Source organism: Geomicrobium sp. JCM 19037 (assembly GCF_000698105.1).
GTDB lineage: Bacteria > Bacillota > Bacilli > Bacillales > Marinococcaceae > Geomicrobium_A.
In genome coordinates, this window is sequence record NZ_BAWZ01000013.1 from 58,337 (window position 1) to 76,157 (window position 17,821).

Sequence of the window (17,821 nt, forward strand, 5' to 3'; positions counted from 1 at the left end):
AAGTTAAATTCCGTTAGTCTCCACTCTCACCGACAATTTCATACGACCAAGATTCGCTGTCTTCAAACTCCTCGTCCAATATGGTGAGAACATCATCTAAATCTTCTTCTAGCGCATTGAACGTTTGATAAGAGATGTAGAACGTTCCTTCACCAGAATCTGGATTTATCCGACCGTATGTAGATACGACTCCCATAGGGTGTTTTTCGTGGAGATGTTCATTTTGCACAGTATCCACTGGGTGTCTCATACCGGGTTGATCGCTATACTCAATAAACAAGTAAGGTTCTGTAATATGATCAGGTAACGGTTCACTCGTTACATTGTACCCAAATAATAATCCAGCAAAGCAGACGACGAGCACGATCGATAGGACTGCTTTTTTATTCATAGCGCTACCCCCGGTAATCTATAGTAGTTAGATTTTTCGTATGAATCGTCCATGGCGACACCCGTTAGGTTATGCGATCAGGAATGAGGTGGAGATTTATCGAATGCGTTTCCTCCAGTATAACGGATGTGTGGAATATGGATGAAAAAATTCCTTTACAAACCGTTCAGGGATTTTTTTGTTGTGTACACCTAGTTTAACATGTCACTGGATTGTGACAAATCGGCTGAACATGAAGCGAACACGTGTGAAACACGGTCCGAGTTACGGAACCTCTTAGCCCGTGAAGTGACTGATGCACTTTTTGAGGTGGCTACCATGAATTGTTATGGTTTTTCTGATATAATAATACAGGTTTGACCCCACCCAGGGGTACAATGACATCACTGCAAGATGTACATTCGGAGGGAAAAACGATGAGTAAAGACTATCGTGTATTGTTGTATTACAAATATGTTGATCTGCCAGATTATGAAACGTATGCAGAGGAACATTTACAGTTTTGTAAAGAGTTAGGGTTGCGAGGTAGAATAATCGTCGCACCTGAAGGTATAAACGGGACCGTATCGGGTACGGTTGAGCAAACGGATGAATATATGGAACGCGTAAAGTCCGATGAACGTTTTCATGATATGTGGTTTAAAATAGACGACGTCGAGGAACATGCATTTAAGAAGATGTTCGTGCGTCCAAAGCAAGAGCTTGTTACGTGGCGTTTAGATGAAGAAATTGAGGTAAGTCCTAATGATAAAACGGGCAAGTATTTAAGTCCGAAAGAATTTCATGATGCGCTTCTTGACGAAGATACGATTGTCATTGATGGGCGTAATGACTATGAATATGAAATTGGTCACTTTCGTAACGCCATTAAACCGGAAGTGAATTCTTCGAGAGAATTTCCGGAGTGGATTGATGAAAACTTGGCCGATCTTAAAGATAAACGTGTCGTCACTTATTGTACTGGCGGGATTCGTTGTGAGAAACTGACTGGCATTCTCATGGAAAAAGGGTTTGAAGACGTGTCACAGCTGCACGGTGGCGTCGTGAACTATAGTCAAGATGAAGAGGTTCAGGGTCGTTTGTTTGACGGAAAGCTGTACGTGTTTGATGAGAGAATTTCTGTCCAAGCCAATCATACCGATGAAGATGTCGTGATTGCGAGCTGTCACCATTGTGGGACAACAGAAGATCGCTATATCAATTGTTCCAACCCTGAATGTAACCGGCAATATGTATGTTGCACAGCGTGTGAAGAAAAAGAACAAGCGGCTTGTTCGAGCGAATGTAAAGAACATCCGCGCAACCGCTGGCCGCAAATTAAAGACACGTATGCAGCGAAAGAAGCTTACTAGGAGGAATCGGTGTGGATGTTTTTGAAGCGATTCAATCGAGAAGAAGCGTAGGGAAAGTTGACCCACATGAACTTGTCGATAAGGAAACGTTAAAGCGAATTCTTGAAGCAGGCACTTGGCACCTTCCCACTATAAAACCGAACCGTGGAAATTCTTCGTGCATACAGGCGAAGGAAGGCGTTCTCTCGGCAAAGTACTTCGCAGCATTGCCCGAGAAAAAATGGACGACGAGCTTTCTGATAAAGATTTGGAGAAGCTTGAGAGCACAGAGAACAAACCGTTCCGTGCACCGATTGTCGTTACGGTTGCCGTGGAGCCGAGCACGAAAGAAAAAGTGATTGAGATTGAAGAGTACGCAGCTGCGCATGCAGCCGCCCAAAACATGTTGCTTGCCGCTCACGCACTCGGGCTAGGAGCGATTTGGCGCTCAGGCAAACCAATGTATCATAAGAAAGTACGTGATTTCTACAACCTCTCTGAAGGCGGCAATATCGTTGGATTTATCTATCTAGGGTTTCCGAAGTCCGACAAAGAAAAGTCAGGCAAGCGTGTCCCTCATGAAGCGAAAACGACGTATATTCATGAAGAAATCGAGCGTATTGAATCGTAATATAGGTAAGCTTAACGAAAGGCGTGGAAGTGCGGATCAACATTGATCCGCACTTCCCGTTTTTTGTCGAAGATAAACTACTTCGTATGTAGAAATAAATAAATTGACAGCCGTTCACCGTGTAGGATAGCATTAAAACTGAGCGGTTTTCATAAAACCGATAAGTCAGCACATGAATGAGTGAGATAAGATGAAAGATAAAATCATTAAAGAATCACTTCATCGGTTTTCAATAGACGGATACTACAACACCTCGATGCAATCCATTGCTGAGAATTGTGGAATATCAAAGGCATCACTGTACAAGTACTTTGCATCGAAAGAAGATCTGCTCCTTCAGGCGTTTGAATACAACTTGGAGCAAATGTTACTAAGAGCAACAACGCTACAAGTTGATCCACAAAAATCACCGCGAGAACAGCTTATCGAAAAAATTGTTTCTGAATTAGAGTCGACGAAAGAGCATCGCCCGTTCATGCACCTCGTTTTGCGGACGGCACCGCCGAAGAAAAATGCTGAGCTTATGTCGATGTTCAAACGGACCCGTGCGCTTCTGATGAATTGGCATTATGACAGTTTAGAACAGATGTATAAAGGAAGTTATCGTGGAAACTTATGGGACCTTGTTGTCATGTTTCAAGGGACATTACGAGAGTACACAAGTCTAATGGTTGATGAACATAAATCCTTAAACTCACATGACGTTGCACATAAAGTCGTCGAGTTTGTTGAGGCGGCTGCACCTGTGCAGTTTACCAATCAAGCATTGCTCTCTGAAGAGATGATGAATGATTACGCAACGTATCGATTCGATGAAGACTTTGAAGGCATTGAAGCACATAAACGTACGTTATGTTGGCACATCCAAGACACGGTCGAAAGAGAAGCGTCGGCAAAGGATCGTTCCAAACTTATCGATGCCGCGGCGAAGCTTACTGAGGAAGCGACTCACGACAATCCAAGACAGTTTATGATTGAGTCTTTAGGTCGCTACCTCGCGGACTCCGTCTCGATATCGTCAGAGCTCCACACCCTTCAACAACTCATTGCCGCGCAACACGCTCATTTTCAAGAATAGACCGTATTAACTTAAGAAAAGAAGGAATAACATGAGTACACAGTCATCAATAATGAACACTCGTTCTATGGTTGCCATCCTTTTGGCAGCTGCGTTTATGGCGATCTTAAATCAGACGTTGTTAACGACCGCCTTGCCCCACATCATGCGTGATTACGGAATTACAGCAGATATGGGACAATGGGTAAACTCGGCCTTCATGTTAGTCAACGGTGTAATGATCCCGATCACCGCCTTTCTCATCGAGAAATATACAACAAGAAGGTTGTTTTTTGTCGCGATGGGGTTGTTCGCAGTCGGAACACTCGTCTGTGCAATTGCACCTACGTTTGAAGTATTAATCGCTGGCCGAGTCATTCAAGCAGGTGGAGCTGGAATCATGATGCCGCTTATGCAAACGGTATTGCTGCTCATTTTTCCCGTTGAGAAAAGAGGGTCAGCAATGGGAATGGTCGGCCTCGTCATTGCCTTTGCACCAGCGATTGGTCCGACATTATCTGGTTGGCTCGTCGGCATTTACCATTGGTCAATTTTATTTTGGATCATTCTTCCATTAGCATTGATTACGATTGCAGCGGCAGCCATGCGTTTAGAAAATGTATCGATTCTTAAAAACCCGAAGTTAGATATCACATCCATTATTCTGTCTTCATTTGGTTTTGGTGGAATTTTATACGGGTTTAGTTCTGCAGGTACTGCAGGGTGGGCGAGTGCGACCTTCCTCATCCCTGTTGTGATAGGTGTTGTAACATTGACGTTGTTTATCCTTCGCCAATTAAAACTCCCGCAACCGGTGTTAGAATTCAGGGTATTTCGCTATCCCGTATTTTTACTCACGACCATCATCGGTATGATTGTGTTTATGTCAATGATTGGATCTCAAACCATCTTGCCTGTTTACATGCAGGATATGCACGAGTTTACCGCTTTTGAAACAGGTCTTATGCTCTTACCAGGAGCAATCTTAATGGGAATTATGTCCCCGATCACTGGACGAATTTTTGATCGGATTGGGGCGAGAACGCTATCTTTACTTGGTCTTGGTATGATAACAGTGACAACCTTTATGCTCACGCAACTTTCGACAGACACATCGTTTCTATACTTGACGCTCGTATCAACTGTGCGCATGTTAGGGATTGCCCTTTGTATGATGCCTGTCACAACAGCGGGCATTAACAACTTGCCGAATTCATTAATCCCCCACGGGACGGCTATGAACAATACGATGAGACAAGTGGCGGGAGCATTGGGACCGCACTCCTCGTTACAGTAATGACCCAAGGGGCCGTTTCAGACGGTTCAATGGAAGGGGCCGTCCGCGGCGTGAATTTAGCCTTCTTACTTGCAGGGTCCTTCTCCGTTGTTGGATTACTGCTTGCCTTTTTGCTCAAAAGAAAACCAACTGAACCGAGCGACTCGATGAATGCGTAGCCAAAAGGGTGCGCCTTCATGGTATCGGTTGAGGGGAGTTACATATGGGAGATCAACAAATGCAACATATCAAAAAGCACCGATCGTTACGGTTCTCCTTATCGGTGCTTTTGTCGCGATATTAAATCAGACTTTACTGACAACGGCGTTGCCTCACCTAATGAGTGACTTAAATATTACAGAGAATGAAGCGCAATGGGTGACGACAGTGTTTATGCTTGTAAACGGCATTATGATTCCGATTACAGCATTTCTTATTGAGAAATTTTCCACTCGTCGATTATTTTTGACAGCAATGGGTTTATTTGTGTTCGGAACGCTCGTCTGTGCGCTTTCTCCGGTATTCTCCACGCTTATGGTTGGAAGAGTCATTCAAGCATCGGGAGCCGGAATCATGTTGCCGTTAATGCAAACATCGTTTCTTTTATTGTTTCCTATTGAAAAGCGAGGAAGTGCGATGGGGATGGCAGGGCTCGTCATTTCATTTGCTCCGGCAATTGGGCCCACCTTATCTGGATGGCTTGTTGAAGACCATCATTGGTCAATCTTATTTTGGATCATTTTGCCTATCGGAATTGTGAATACAATTCTTGCGTATTTTTTCTTGAAAAATATTGCGACCATTCGCGAGCCAAAGTTGGACATTCGCTCCATCATCTATTCGACTTTCGGTTTTGGTGGATTGCTGCTCGGGTTCAGCTCTGCCGGTGATGGCGATTGGACAAGTTTAAATGTGTTAGTCCCAATTATCGTCGGAGCTGTAACACTATTCGTGTTCATCAGAAGACAATTCCGTTTGGACCAACCGATTCTTGAGTTTCGCGTATTCCAATCACGCACCTTCACGTTCTCGGTGCTCATCGGAATTATTATCTTTCTATCCATGATTAGTTCGGCAACCATTTTGCCGATCTATATGCAGAATATGAATTCTTTTTCAGCGTTTGAGTCAGGGCTTATTCTACTTCCTGGGGCCATCATGATGGGGATCCTTTCGCCGATTGCAGGTCGAGTGTTTGACAAAATCGGCGTCAGGTACTTAGCGATACCCGGGTTGTTTCTCATTTTTATCTCGTCTGTCATGTTCACGAATTTGCAGGCAGACACGTCAGCCACATATTTGAGTGTAGGGTATGCCATTCGCATGGTTGGAACCGCAATGGCGATGATGCCGATTACAACCGCAGGGATTAACGACTTGCCACGAGTACTCATCCCCCATGGTACGGCGATGAATAATACGTTAAGGCAAGTCGGCTCATCAATTGGAACGGCACTGTTTGTCACCATTATGACAACCGCCACGGTTAGCGCGTACGCGAGCGAAGTCGAGTCACTCATTTACGGTGTAAACATGACGTTTATTATCGCGTCGGTGTTGGCTGCAATCGGTTTTGTGCTCACCTTTCAATTCAAGAACAAAGATCAATAGAAAAACCACAGCGCTATTGCTGTGGTTTTTCATTCAAAGAACGATATGCGCCTCGGTAGTAGACGAGTGGATCTTCAACGTCTTTGTCGTTTAACTGCATGTTTTGAACTTCGCCAATAAAGATCGTGTGGTCGCCAGCTTCTACCTCATCGTATGTGGTGCACAAGAGCTGGACCATCGCTTCTGGAATGACGGGATAGCCGTTAAAGTCGGCAAAAGCAAACTGCTCTTTACCTGGAACTTGATTTGCAAACAACTTCGAAATGTCTTCTTGCGACGTGTCGAGAATGTTGACAGCAAATCGTTTCGACTGGGTTATTTTTTTGTACATGTTCGTTCGATGGTCAACAGAAATGGCAATGAGTTTAGGTTCTAATGAGATGCTCATAAACGCATTCGCTGTCATGCCGTGAATCTCTCTGTTATTTTCAGTCGTGACAACGGTTATTCCTGTTGTAAAGTTCGCCATCGCACGACGGAATAGATGATCGTCCATGTCAGACACTCCTTCATTTGCAACCTAAATTAGATCTATACTATTAACGTATGATGATTCAAATAAAAAGTACGCATCTGTTATTCTAACAAGTGAGCGTGCGAAAGGCGAGTAATCAGCTCTTCAGTGTAAGAATTGAATGATTATTTTAGGGAAGAACAATATTGAAGTCAATCGGTGTATTCCTGCGAAGAAGTCATGTATGATAGGGGTAGGATATGCTAAGAAAGGAAGGCGAAGTCATGCCTAGCGAAAAGCTACACACGTTTTTGAATGAAGGATTAAATGAATTGAAAGAAAAAGGTTTATATAATGTCATTGACCCGTTGGACGGTGCAAACGGCGCAGAGATTATATTGAATGGCAAAAAGATGATTAACTTGTCTTCAAACAACTATTTAGGGTTGGCAACAGACGAGCGATTAAAGAAAGAAGCTGTTAACGCGGTAGAACAGTTTGGCGTCGGTTCTGGTGCTGTACGAACGATTAACGGTACACTAAAGATCCATGAAGAGCTTGAAGAGAAGTTGGCTCAGTTCAAACATACAGAAGCGGCGATTGCCTATCAATCAGGTTTCAACTGTAACATGGCAGCCATTTCTGCAGTAATGAATAAAAACGATGCGATTCTTTCGGATGAGTTGAACCATGCATCCATTATTGACGGTTGCCGCTTATCGAAAGCGAAGATCATTCGTTACAATCATAGTGACATGGAAGATCTTCGTCAAAAAGCAAGTGAAGCCGTAAAAGAATACGAAAAAGTTATGGTCATTACTGACGGCGTATTCTCGATGGATGGGGATGTAGCAAAGCTGCCTGAAATCGTTGAGATTGCTGAAGAATTCGGCTTGATCTCTTACGTCGATGATGCACACGGCTCTGGTGTGCTTGGCGATGGAAAAGGGACAGTTAAGCATTTCGGGTTGTCTGATCGTGTGGATATGCAAATGGGCACGTTATCAAAAGCAATCGGAGTTGTTGGTGGTTACGTAGCCGGTAGTCAAGCACTCATTGATTGGCTCAAGGTTCAATCAAGACCGTTCCTATTCTCGACGTCACTAAGTCCTGCTGATGTTTCGGCATGCATTAAAGCCATCGACATTTTATCGGAATCAAAAGAACTGCAAGAGAAGCTTTGGGAGAATGCCAAATACTTGCAGGATGGGTTGAAAAAGCTCGGATTTGAAATTGGCGAGACTAAAACACCAATTACACCTGTGATTATTGGTGATGAGAACAAGACGCAAACCTTTAGCAAGCGGTTGATGGAAGAAGGCATCTACGCGAAATCAATCGTGTTCCCAACCGTTCCTAGAGGAACAGGAAGGGTTAGAAATATGCCAACCGCCGCTCATACGAAAGCGCAGTTGGACGAAGCACTCCAAGTGTACGAAAAGCTAGGAAAAGAATTAAACGTGTAAAGGGGGAAGGGCAGTCGGACGTTGATTGCCCAGCATCATAAATGAAAAAGATTCTACTCACGGGTGCGCTTGGTCAAATTGGATCAGAGTTAACAGCAGCACTGCAGCAGAAGTATGGTACAGACAATGTCGTTGCAACAGATATTCGGTACAGCGAGGGCGCATTTGGAGAGGGTGCGGTCTTTGAAACGTTAGACATTATGGACGGTCAAAAACTACATGATATCGTAAAGAAGCACAAGGTTGATACGATTATTCATCTTGCTGCGATGCTCTCTGCTAACGCTGAAAAGCACCCACAACGTGCTTGGGACATCAACATGAATGGCCTCATGAACAGTCTAGAAGTAGCACGTGAAGAAAACTGCAAATTTTTCACTCCGAGCAGTATAGGGGCTTTTGGTCCTTCGACGATTAAAAACAATACACCACAAGTGACCGTTCAACGACCAACGTCAATTTATGGTGTGAGTAAAGTCGCAAGTGAACTTCTATGTGATTATTATTTTACGAAGTTTGGTGTCGATACACGTGGTCTTCGTTTTCCTGGTCTTATTTCGTATTTGACCCCACCTGGTGGTGGAACGACAGACTATGCAGTAGATATTTATTATCAAGCTGTGAAGAAAAAGAGCTACACGTCATTCCTTGATCGAGGCACGTATTTGGATATGATGTATATGCCAGATGCTATTGGTGCAACAATGCGTCTACTGGAAGCTGAGTCTGGTGATTTGATTCACCGAAATGCCTACAATGTCACGGCGATGAGTGTAGACCCGGAATCAGTTGCGTCGTCCATTCGTAAGCATATTCCTGAGTTCGAACTGAGCTACGATGTAGATCCGATTCGTCAAGCGATTGCAGAAAGTTGGCCAGATCATATCGACCCGACAGCTGCAAAAGAGGAGTTCGGGTTTAATCCTCAATATGACTTGGACCGAATGACTGCCGATATGCTCAAACAAGTGAAACCAAATTAACAAAGCAAAAATCCCGAGTAACTTATCGTAACTCGGGATTTTTTTGCAGTTTTTATAACTAATCGATGACCTCATAGCCATCATTATCATATGCCTCCACGTACGTAATCACTTCCTCGACGTACCAGTCAGCGCGATTGTAAGCGAAGAGGCTTCCTCAATCTCACCGTTCGCAGCGCCGTTGGACGCGAGGTATCTTGCGGCGGCGTAAATGGCGTCTTCATGATCCCAAGGGTCAGCAACACCTTTATCTTGAACATCCATGCCATACCCACCATGTAGATCAATTTGATCTGGGTCAGTGAGTACATTTGCTGGGATCTCTCCAGCGCCATTTCCTTCACATGTCGGGTGACTCCAACCAAACCAAGTACAAGGCATGAATTGCATTGGCCCTTCAGCACCCGCCGGGGAAACCATCGGATCCATCGTTGAGAAACGCGTCTCTACCCGGTGAACAGCTGCAAGTAACTCCCAAGGAATGTCAAATTCATCGGCAGCTTCTTGGTAGATCGGAATGTATTCTGCAGGAATTTCATTCGGCGCAAACCCCGATATTGATCCATTCAGAATACGGTCCAATTGTTGCTCATTGGAGATGAAATAAAATAGACTTACGACTCCTACTGCTAAAATCGTGAAGACAGCAGGAATTCCAAATAGTAACAGACGTTTAGATTTGCGTTTTGACTTCGGCATCGTTCCATCATCCTCACTTGCTCCACGTTCCTACTCATTCCATCATATCGCTCAAAGCCATAGGTTGTCCACGGTATCGCTTAATTGTCAGATACATCCACTTCATGAACAGGCATCGAATGCATACCCCGAGCAGTTACATGTGGCTGAACATAGTAGAGGGCAGGCTCTGCATAAGTGAAATCAGCTGTGTAGACGCCATTCTCTGTATGTTCTGCAGGCACCATAGCGCTGTTTTCTTTTTCGCCATCCGTCCACACTTCAATGATGACTTCGTTGGCATCTTCCACACCGTCACCTGCTTGTGTTACTTCAATTTCAAAAGTTACGTCATCGCCGACGCTTGCAGATGCTTCATTTAATACGTCAACTTCGATCGGTTCGGTAGAAAGCTCAGGTTGCTCTTCTGTATCTTGACTACAAGCTGTAAGCAGTCCAATAGTCAAAATGAGTATTGTTCTTTTTAACACACCATCACCTCAGCATTATCTTACCTTATCTCGGAGGTGTGGAGAAGTCGTAAACGAATTGTTCACCATATTTTCATGGAGTTAAAGTAGTTAGACGAATTTTAGTAGAAATTCGTTGATCTTTTTTGTGACATTAATTTCGTTCTTTTTCTTCGAGAAGCCATGTCCTTCATCGTCAAGAACGAGATAATCTAACTCAGACCCTTGCGCGCGCAACGCTTCCACAATCTGGTCTGATTCTTCTTGTACGACGCGAGGGTCGTTTGCCCCTTGTACGACTAACATCGGCTTCGTCATAGAAGATAAATAAGTAATCGGTGAGTCTCTCGTAAACCGTTCCTTGTCGGTTTCAGGATCGCGATCCACGTTTTCATAATCGGTTTCCAAAATTCTGGAACAGAATGATAGAAACTAAACAAATTCGAAACACCAAAGATATCAACGACAGCTTTAAAGTATTCGGGGTGTCTACCGTGAAGAAGGAGAGCCATATACCCACCATAACTTCCGCCTACGAGCAAGGTCTCTCCTTTTTTGTAGCCGTATTCCTCAATCATATAATCTAGACAGTGGACGTTATCTAAACGTGGACCGTAACCCCAATCACCTTCCACAAGCTTCATGAACGTTTTCCCATAATTAGACGACCCGCGAAAGTTCGGAGCGATAATGGAAAAACCAGCATACGTCATCGCTTGAAACATCGCACGAAATGATTTTCGTTCCGAAGCTTGTGGACCGCCGTGTGGCCATAAGACAAGCTTGCCGTTGTTGTTCTCACGGTGAGCTTTAAAATACAGTGCTTCAATTTCTGTATCGTCGAATGAACGATAGGTAATGACATCAGGCTCGCTCAATTCTTTCTCGTCTATACCTGGAATGCTGAACTCCGTCAAAGGTGCCCACTTTTCATTCTCACGTCTTCTATACAAATTAAATGGCGACGTTGCTCCGCGTCCGAGCAAGTAGAGAGCCCCCGACTCACCGATGTGCAGTTTTTCGACGATGCTTACAGGCAGTTCGGTTTGAACGAGCGTGCTTGCTTGAATATCGTACACGTAAAGCGTATCTTCAACGCCAGAGCTAGATACGAGATAAAGCAGTTGTTTTTGTTTGTCATAGCTCATAGAAGTAAAATCTTCGTGAGGCTCATCGGTTAACTTCTCGATCTTTTCGGTCGTAACGTCGATCTTCACTAGATCACTCGTTTCAGACCCTTCATTCGTTAAGTAATAAAATGTATCTTCTCCGATGAATTGTCCACCCGCTACGTTATGCGATTGTTCACTGTCATTTGCAAGCGGAATGGTTTTGCCATTAGCGAGAATAAAGGCCGGGGAGTGACTGTTTGCAAATAATTTCATGTACGCGACTTTTCCAGATTTCGAGGCGGTAAGAAACATGTGAGCCGCATCTTTACCTTCAATCATGACGTTATGATTCCCCGTAACGAGATCATATGAACAAATGTTTAGAAACGTTGAATTGTCTTTCGTCGTTGTATAGTATAAGGTGTTGCCGTCGTCTGTTAATTCCCCAATCATAAACCGGTCGCTTCACCAGTAAGAAGAGGAAGGAGTTCTCCACACTTTCGGGAAGGGCATAAATTTGTGCATTTTCATCTCCGTCGTTATCAAATGACGTAATTAACGACTGTCCGTCTTTAGAAAACGTCATGCCAAAATTGCTTTGACCAATCGAAGTAATCGGTTGAGAGAAGCAATTGGACAAATTCATACGCCAAACTTCATATGAACCGCTCACATTTGTTGAGTACATTAACTTTTTTTCATCGCGAGATACCGCGAACGTTTGGATCGGATACGTATGGAAAAACTGTTCATAACTCGGCTTTGGAAAAGAAAACATATTGTCACCTCTTGTCGTTTTTTTTACCACCTGTAAATTTCTTGATCGCTGAAGAAAATCCTGCTTTTTTATATGTTTTAGAAGGAGTTTGAGTGGGAAGAGTTGTACTAAGGAGATGATAACAATGACAGCACCTGTATATAAAGAATTTATGAATGATGATGAAGCAGTAAAAGCAATTGATCAACTCAAAGAAAAAGTAGAAGAAGACCAAATATATGTACTCACCCACGACGACGATCATACAAAGCGTGTCGCTAATCGTGCCGATGCCGAAACTGTAGGCATGAGCGAAACCGGACTAACTACTTCTGTAAAGAATGTGTTCCGCAAAAAAGGTGACGAATTACGTGCACAATTCCAAGAGCTAGGTTTTTCAGAAACCGAAGCTAACAACCTAGAAGGTGAACTAGACAAAGGCGCAGTGATCGTCGTCGTCAAAGATGCACCTGCAGGAGTGTCGCTCTAAGCTAAACACATGTAAAGAATAGAGAAAAAGCCTAACAGAGCCATGAGCTCTGTTAGGCTTTTTTCATTGGAGTTGAATCTTATCACTGTAAAAAGCTAAATACGGTTTAAAAGCGGGTGAAAGTTAGGTAGAGAGGAGTCGCTCTATACATGAGGATCTTTAAATATTTAAGGAAAAAATAATACAAACAGTCACGTTCACTGCCTCATTGAATCAATGGAGCAATACTGGCTTGAGCCGCTGACATGAAAGAATACAACGCTACCTTTAACGACTAGAAAAAAACATTTGGGGAATTTTAGGAGACACTCGATTCTTATATGTTGAGCGAGAGGATTTCTTTAAGAACCAATGAGTAGCTCGGTAAAGTGGAAACTGTGCTCGAGTTGCGACCGAACTGTTCTCAAGTTTAGGAAAATCGCAGGAAAAGCGATATATTTTCCTAAACTCGGTAACAGAATGAGCAAACTCGGTAACAGATCACCGGGTCATGTATACATCCCCGCCTCGAAGTACCTACAAGACGTCGGCGCGGTTCGCGCCGAACCGAGTGCGGTTTCGTGTCGGCCCCGCCGGGGCCGACGTGTCGTTGGCACTTAAGCCTGGAATCTGCGCTTTAGTTGGAACAAACTGCGCAGGAGTTAAGCGGAATGAGCGCCAAAATCGTTAAACTAGACAAACTTGCGCGCAAAATAGCACCGCGCTCCCCTCCAACCCAACTACGCAATCAGGAAAATGTTAAGTTCATTCTATATAGATCGTTTTTCACTAATTTCAGCACCGGCGGTGGCGCTGATCGCTTATTTTTGGGGATGAATAGGAGACGCACGATCTAGATCACCTCAAAAACATTACCGCTTATCTGTGACTAACAGCGACCAATACCGAACTTCAACTCTGTTTATTCACATAAACCTAGAGGGCAAGAAACCATCGGCACCGTAGGTGCCGAAGATAAACCGAACTTCCGTCGGCATGAATCATGCCGACGTCTCGTAGGCGTTTAAACAAGGCGTTGGTTAACTAGGAGTGGATGAGAGGGTGTCACCTTCTTAATAAGGAAATCACTATTTCTAATGGTGTTCTGAGAAGTCTGTGACCACACTGAAAAACGGATGCCCAGTTACGGGTCATCCGTTTTTCAGTGATCGGGCCTTAAATAGTGGGCAGCCACTTTTTACGAGGAGTTACATACTGCGGAGATTAATAGGTCTAGTTTCTTTTCCATTCGATGCAGCAAGTAAAATGCGACAACTGCCGCAAATCCATGGTTTAAAAGAAGTGGGAGCCATTCATCCATCATTCTATTTCCTTTCTATTGCTCGTTGGTCGCTTCGAACAACGGTTCCACTGTTCTTGTCACAATGCGTGCATCAACAATTGTAGCCAAATCCCCGCCACTAGACGTAAATACGTTTTCTTCAATGATCGTATTCATAGTCATTTCTAACTGCTCGGCAGTTAATGTGTGCGCGGGTTCAGGAATGGACAACGTGCTCATGCGGTTCTCGCTGTTGCGAAATCGCAATTCAAGATTTTCAGTCATCACGTACTCTCCTTTCAAGTGAGCATTAATTAATCATTTTGTTGTTGCAATAAATCGTAATCATTTCGTCGAATAGCTGCGACGAGAGGCAGTTCGGTAAGCTCTGAAAAAGATAACATGACCGTGCGAACAGCACCATCTGTTGCAGAAGCTTTGACATTGTTCATGCGACGGACGAAGTGAATCTCTTCACCTTCTTCTGTAAAGTCTTCTAGAAACCGTAGTTCCACCATTGTATTTGCAGGTTGCATTCGTATCACCTCCTTCATGTTAGAGATCGTTTGAAATAGAAGAAAAGGGGAGGGTGATTGTGTGCAAATTTTTGAAATAAGCGTAAAATGGGTAGGGAAATGGGGAGGATGAGATGCATAACAACAAAGAAGCAGCATTAGGTGCAGGATCTGCATTGGTCGCCTACGTATTGTGGGGACTTTTGCCGTTATACTGGAAGATGACAGAAGCAGCTGCCCCGATGGAAACCCTTGCTCATCGAGTCGTATGGGCGCTACTTTTTATGGTGATCTTACTTTTGGCAATAGGTAAAGGAACGACCACGTTGAAAGAAATTGCCAGTGTGTTTCGTAAAAAGAAAACAGCGATGGCGATTAGTGCAGCAGCAATACTCATTTCAATAAATTGGTTTGTATTTATCTTTGCTGTCAACACAGACCGTGTTATTGAGGCAAGTCTTGGCTATTACATAAATCCATTGATGAATGTATTGCTCGCTACAATTTTCCTAAATGAAAAATTAGCAAAGAAAGAAATCATCGCCGTTCTTTTTGCAGTCGTAGGCGTCTTAATTATGACCGTCTATTATGGCTACTTTCCTTGGGCAGCATTTGTTCTTGCCTTAAGTTTTTGTGGTTACGGACTCATCAAAAAGCTTGTACCAATTGGTGCACTCAGTGGATTAACGATTGAAACATTACTCGTGACACCGTTCGCATTAGGTTTTTTGGCTTGGCTTTCATTTCAAGGAACGAGTAGTTTTTCTGTGACAACGGATCCGATGTTGTCGATTGTATTAATAGGTGGTGGGTTAGCAACAGCACTTCCTTTACTATTATTTGCTGTCGGGGCGAAACGGATTACCTTCTCTTTAATTGGTATCTTGCAGTATGTTGCGCCAACGTTTATGCTCATCATCGGTGTATTTATCTTTCAAGAGCCATTTAGTACGATTCAACTCATTTCTTTTGCAATGATCTGGGTAGGGCTTTTATTATTTTCTTATTCGCGGTTTCGCATTAGGTTTTCGCCTGGCGTTCAACATTAACTTTTGATAACAGATAAAAACCCTTGATCTCCAAATGTAGAGAATCAAGGTTTAATCATTCATAACTAGCTTGTTTTCTTGCGAGCTTGCCGATCGAAAGACATTTGAAAGTCTGGTGAACTTGTATGGCCTTGGAATTTACGTCTTGCTGCTTTTAGTTCATTCTCAAGTGCGGCAAAAATTCGATCCAGGTGCTCCTCAGTATATTCATAATTATTGCGGTTGGAGAGGTTACCGATTAAGCGAATCTTTTTTACGGTTTCCTCCGTTCTTCTTTTGGCAATTCGTTCGAATTTTGAGAGTTTGTCTTCCATGGCTTGTACTCCTTTCAAGTTCTTTTCTTAATTCTAAATAATATAACCGTAGAAAAAAATTAGAATTTGTAATAAATAATAGGAAATTTTAGTGTTTTTTTGTCGAATATTAGTATTTTGTCGCACTTCCTGAGAGGTTGTTGATTTTTGGGCAGTTAAATGAGGCGAAGCGTCATGTCAACAGCAAAGTAAACGAGAACAATACTACACACAAACATAAGGCCGCGAAGGTTCCATCATTGATTAAATGTCGGGAGAAATGTACAGTTAGTGCAATGTTTAAATTCCAGAGGATCACACCAAATATAATAAAAAAACTATACAGCAATACTTCTGATAATGAAAAATGGCGATGCCAGATAATGTCGAACCGAAGATTCCAAACCAAAACACGAAATTGATCGGGTTAAACAGCGCCATTCCAAACCCAGTGAAAAACGAGGAAGACCCGCCGATGTGACGTTGTTGCATACTTTGGAGAATGTTACCTTTCATACCTGTCGCAAATGCTGACCACGCCAAGTAGGACAGTAACACAACGCCGATGAGCGTAATCGTAACTTCTACCGCTGGTTGCGAAATAAATGCAGTCATGCCGAAGTAGATGCATACGAGGAACAATACATCAGCGGTCATTGCACCTAACCCTGTTAACCAAGAAGGGAAAAACCCTCCATGAATGCCTCGTTTAATCATTTCAATATTCACTGGGCCGACCGGTGCCGCTAAACTTACCCCGAGCATCATCATTTTGAATACGAGAAACAATTCCATTGCCTTTCCTCCCTACATCCTTGTCCCTATGTATCACTGTATGAAATAAGAGGCTTGTCAATACATAAGTTATAAATATTGCCGTACATATGTATGGATTACAGAAAGAATGGAGGTAGGTCTTATTCAGCTGTCTACCGTACAGCAAGCAGAAGATTATTACCTGGACAAATCAGCATCGGGGTGGGAGCGCGAGGTATTTCGTGGCTTTTGTGGGGATCTTCTCGACGATGAGTTGGTGTTTCCGTGTGTACTCGGTGTGCACGGGTTGAAAATGGGCGAATTGGAATTTTGCTTTGTTCCTCATCATGATCGTCACAACTTGACGCATTTAGCCTCTCGTTTGACTCATTACGTTCAATCGAGTCGCACGTATGGTAGAAACACATCATTTGTTGCGTTTTTTGAGCCAGATGAACAAACGAAGAACCTCGCGGAATACGAAGAAGAGTTTTGGAATGTGTTGCAACGCCTGCATACCATTGACGAAAGCGAATGGCCAAAAGAGGTTGATGTTCATCCGAGTGAACCTTTATGGGAGTTTAGCTACGCAGGTGAGCCACTGTTTGTCGTTTGCAATACCCCTGCCCATGTGAAAAGAAAAAGCAGATCAGCAAAAACGTTTATGCTTACCTTTCAGCCGAGGTGGGTATTTGATGACATTGATGGTACGACGAAGCGAGGGCGTCATATTCAAAGCCTTGTGCGGCATCACCTTGAAAACTATGATGAGACGCTACCTCATCCAGACTTAAAATGGTACGGAGAACCTGGAGGAAGAGAATGGAAGCAGTATTTTCTTGGCGAAGACAATCGTGAACAAAAAAGCAAATGTCCGTTCCATTATAAAGGGGGAAGCGTGAATGAAAACAGCTACGGAAGTCGTTAAGCTTGACCATGTAATTTCTGATCTTTTGCCATCTTGTCAGACAGGGTCGGTAGAAGTTCAGCGAGACTTACCTCATCACGAACACGAGCTCATACGCATCCGTCTGATGAATTGCTCCATGTGATTCGTGGTTCAATCACGTTTTATATTGATGGTGAGCCATTTACTTGCTTTAAAGGAGACCGCCTCTCGTTAAAAAGAAATACGCCTCACTCTTCAAAAGCTGGCCCGAATGGTTGCACGTATGTCATCGCTGTGCTTAAATCGTAATAATTGTGCATGAATTAGCTCGCCTCTCTTCATACTATGAGG

At 43.4% G+C, this 17,821-nt stretch carries 23 protein-coding genes and 1 pseudogene; 12 read left to right on the top strand and 12 right to left on the bottom strand.

Features of this window, described 5'->3' with window-relative positions; all coding sequences use genetic code 11:
- Window positions 1-13: 13 nt before the first annotated feature.
- Entirely contained in the window at window positions 14-391 is a 378-nt protein-coding gene (locus tag JCM19037_RS09350) for a hypothetical protein (RefSeq protein ID WP_042400268.1), read from the bottom strand.
- A gap of 416 nt (window positions 392-807) precedes the next feature.
- Between JCM19037_RS09350 and JCM19037_RS09355 the strand changes: the two genes are divergently transcribed.
- The 5 genes and pseudogenes from JCM19037_RS09355 to JCM19037_RS09375 all read left to right on the top strand — a co-directional run bounded on the left by JCM19037_RS09355 (window position 808) and on the right by JCM19037_RS09375 (window position 6,297).
- Window positions 808-1,743: a rhodanese-related sulfurtransferase gene (locus JCM19037_RS09355; RefSeq protein ID WP_042400364.1), complete on the top strand. Its 936-nt coding sequence runs from the start codon at window positions 808-810 to the stop codon at window positions 1,741-1,743.
- Window positions 1,744-1,858: 115 nt separating this feature from the next.
- Entirely contained in the window at window positions 1,859-2,353 is a 495-nt protein-coding gene (locus tag JCM19037_RS09360; protein WP_238544638.1) for a nitroreductase, read from the top strand.
- Between the two features lie 190 nt (window positions 2,354-2,543).
- Window positions 2,544-3,431 (top strand): TetR/AcrR family transcriptional regulator, encoded by an 888-nt coding sequence (locus JCM19037_RS09365; protein WP_042400271.1) that lies wholly within the window; start codon window positions 2,544-2,546, stop codon window positions 3,429-3,431.
- A gap of 31 nt (window positions 3,432-3,462) precedes the next feature.
- Window positions 3,463-4,865 (top strand): annotated as a pseudogene (locus JCM19037_RS09370) (DHA2 family efflux MFS transporter permease subunit).
- Window positions 4,858-6,297 carry an MDR family MFS transporter gene (locus JCM19037_RS09375; RefSeq protein ID WP_081829188.1) on the top strand — a complete coding sequence of 480 codons (1,440 nt, stop codon included), beginning with the start codon at window positions 4,858-4,860 and terminating at the stop codon, window positions 6,295-6,297. The pseudogene JCM19037_RS09370 and the gene JCM19037_RS09375 overlap by 8 nt, the downstream one beginning before the upstream one ends.
- Before the next feature lie 13 nt (window positions 6,298-6,310).
- Here JCM19037_RS09375 and JCM19037_RS09380 read toward each other — a convergent pair whose 3' ends face one another.
- Window positions 6,311-6,793 carry a flavin reductase family protein gene (locus tag JCM19037_RS09380; protein ID WP_042400274.1) on the bottom strand — a complete coding sequence of 161 codons (483 nt, stop codon included), beginning with the start codon at window positions 6,791-6,793 and terminating at the stop codon, window positions 6,311-6,313.
- Window positions 6,794-7,035: 242 nt separating this feature from the next.
- Between JCM19037_RS09380 and JCM19037_RS09385 the strand changes: the two genes are divergently transcribed.
- Together JCM19037_RS09385 and JCM19037_RS09390 are read left to right on the top strand one after the other, a co-directional pair.
- A complete protein-coding gene (locus JCM19037_RS09385) occupies window positions 7,036-8,217 on the top strand; it encodes a glycine C-acetyltransferase (protein WP_042400369.1) in 1,182 nt (393 codons plus the stop codon).
- A gap of 41 nt (window positions 8,218-8,258) precedes the next feature.
- The gene (locus JCM19037_RS09390; RefSeq protein WP_042400277.1) at window positions 8,259-9,200 is read left to right on the top strand and encodes an NAD-dependent epimerase/dehydratase family protein; all 942 of its coding nucleotides are present in this window, start codon (window positions 8,259-8,261) and stop codon (window positions 9,198-9,200) included.
- Window positions 9,201-9,308: 108 nt separating this feature from the next.
- On the opposite strand, the gene JCM19037_RS09395 is transcribed toward JCM19037_RS09390, so the two are convergent.
- From JCM19037_RS09395 to JCM19037_RS27125, 5 genes are all read right to left on the bottom strand, one after another.
- Entirely contained in the window at window positions 9,309-9,899 is a 591-nt protein-coding gene (locus JCM19037_RS09395) for a lytic transglycosylase domain-containing protein (protein ID WP_307189774.1), read from the bottom strand.
- Window positions 9,900-9,979: 80 nt separating this feature from the next.
- Window positions 9,980-10,369 (bottom strand): FixH family protein, encoded by a 390-nt coding sequence (locus JCM19037_RS09400; protein ID WP_052363745.1) that lies wholly within the window; start codon window positions 10,367-10,369, stop codon window positions 9,980-9,982.
- 90 nt (window positions 10,370-10,459) lie between these two features.
- Window positions 10,460-10,735 (bottom strand): S9 family peptidase, encoded by a 276-nt coding sequence (locus tag JCM19037_RS28410; protein WP_255357882.1) that lies wholly within the window; start codon window positions 10,733-10,735, stop codon window positions 10,460-10,462.
- On the bottom strand, window positions 10,663-11,913 hold the full coding sequence (locus tag JCM19037_RS09405) for a S9 family peptidase (RefSeq protein ID WP_255357883.1): 1,251 nt from the start codon (window positions 11,911-11,913) through the stop codon (window positions 10,663-10,665). The genes JCM19037_RS28410 and JCM19037_RS09405 overlap by 73 nt, the downstream gene beginning before the upstream one ends.
- Window positions 11,825-12,238, bottom strand: coding sequence for a hypothetical protein (locus JCM19037_RS27125; protein ID WP_238544639.1), 414 nt, complete (start codon window positions 12,236-12,238; stop codon window positions 11,825-11,827). The genes JCM19037_RS09405 and JCM19037_RS27125 overlap by 89 nt, the downstream gene beginning before the upstream one ends.
- A gap of 124 nt (window positions 12,239-12,362) precedes the next feature.
- Between JCM19037_RS27125 and JCM19037_RS09410 the strand changes: the two genes are divergently transcribed.
- Window positions 12,363-12,707 carry a general stress protein gene (locus JCM19037_RS09410; protein ID WP_042400280.1) on the top strand — a complete coding sequence of 115 codons (345 nt, stop codon included), beginning with the start codon at window positions 12,363-12,365 and terminating at the stop codon, window positions 12,705-12,707.
- A 1,177-nt stretch (window positions 12,708-13,884) separates the two neighbouring features.
- Here JCM19037_RS09410 and JCM19037_RS24200 read toward each other — a convergent pair.
- Genes JCM19037_RS24200 through JCM19037_RS09425 form a run of 3 tightly spaced genes read right to left on the bottom strand, consistent with a single transcriptional unit; the run spans window position 13,885 to window position 14,504 of the window.
- A complete protein-coding gene (locus JCM19037_RS24200) occupies window positions 13,885-14,010 on the bottom strand; it encodes a YvrJ family protein (protein WP_081829189.1) in 126 nt (41 codons plus the stop codon).
- A 12-nt stretch (window positions 14,011-14,022) separates the two neighbouring features.
- Window positions 14,023-14,253 carry a DUF2922 domain-containing protein gene (locus JCM19037_RS09420; protein WP_042400287.1) on the bottom strand — a complete coding sequence of 77 codons (231 nt, stop codon included), beginning with the start codon at window positions 14,251-14,253 and terminating at the stop codon, window positions 14,023-14,025.
- Window positions 14,254-14,282: 29 nt separating this feature from the next.
- The gene (locus tag JCM19037_RS09425) at window positions 14,283-14,504 is read right to left on the bottom strand and encodes a DUF1659 domain-containing protein (protein WP_042400289.1); all 222 of its coding nucleotides are present in this window, start codon (window positions 14,502-14,504) and stop codon (window positions 14,283-14,285) included.
- Window positions 14,505-14,617: 113 nt separating this feature from the next.
- On the opposite strand from JCM19037_RS09425, the gene rarD reads away from it, so the two are divergent.
- Window positions 14,618-15,532 (top strand): EamA family transporter RarD, encoded by a 915-nt coding sequence (gene rarD / locus JCM19037_RS09430; RefSeq protein ID WP_042400290.1) that lies wholly within the window; start codon window positions 14,618-14,620, stop codon window positions 15,530-15,532.
- A gap of 65 nt (window positions 15,533-15,597) precedes the next feature.
- On the opposite strand, the gene JCM19037_RS09435 is transcribed toward rarD, so the two are convergent.
- Window positions 15,598-15,846, bottom strand: a complete 249-nt coding sequence (locus tag JCM19037_RS09435; RefSeq protein WP_042400292.1) for a hypothetical protein — start codon at window positions 15,844-15,846, stop codon at window positions 15,598-15,600.
- 294 nt (window positions 15,847-16,140) lie between these two features.
- The gene (locus tag JCM19037_RS09440) at window positions 16,141-16,620 is read right to left on the bottom strand and encodes a LysE family translocator (protein WP_052363746.1); all 480 of its coding nucleotides are present in this window, start codon (window positions 16,618-16,620) and stop codon (window positions 16,141-16,143) included.
- A gap of 109 nt (window positions 16,621-16,729) precedes the next feature.
- Here JCM19037_RS09440 and JCM19037_RS09445 point away from each other — a divergent pair, with 109 nt between their 5' ends.
- Genes JCM19037_RS09445 through JCM19037_RS27135 form a run of 3 tightly spaced genes read left to right on the top strand, consistent with a single transcriptional unit; the run spans window position 16,730 to window position 17,779 of the window.
- The gene (locus tag JCM19037_RS09445) at window positions 16,730-17,509 is read left to right on the top strand and encodes a YqcI/YcgG family protein (RefSeq protein WP_052363747.1); all 780 of its coding nucleotides are present in this window, start codon (window positions 16,730-16,732) and stop codon (window positions 17,507-17,509) included.
- Entirely contained in the window at window positions 17,484-17,633 is a 150-nt protein-coding gene (locus tag JCM19037_RS27130) for a hypothetical protein (RefSeq protein ID WP_238544640.1), read from the top strand. The genes JCM19037_RS09445 and JCM19037_RS27130 overlap by 26 nt, the downstream gene beginning before the upstream one ends.
- Window positions 17,621-17,779, top strand: a complete 159-nt coding sequence (locus tag JCM19037_RS27135; protein WP_238544641.1) for a cupin domain-containing protein — start codon at window positions 17,621-17,623, stop codon at window positions 17,777-17,779. Before JCM19037_RS27130 ends, JCM19037_RS27135 begins: the two co-directional genes overlap by 13 nt.
- The last annotated feature ends 42 nt before the right edge of the window (window positions 17,780-17,821 follow it).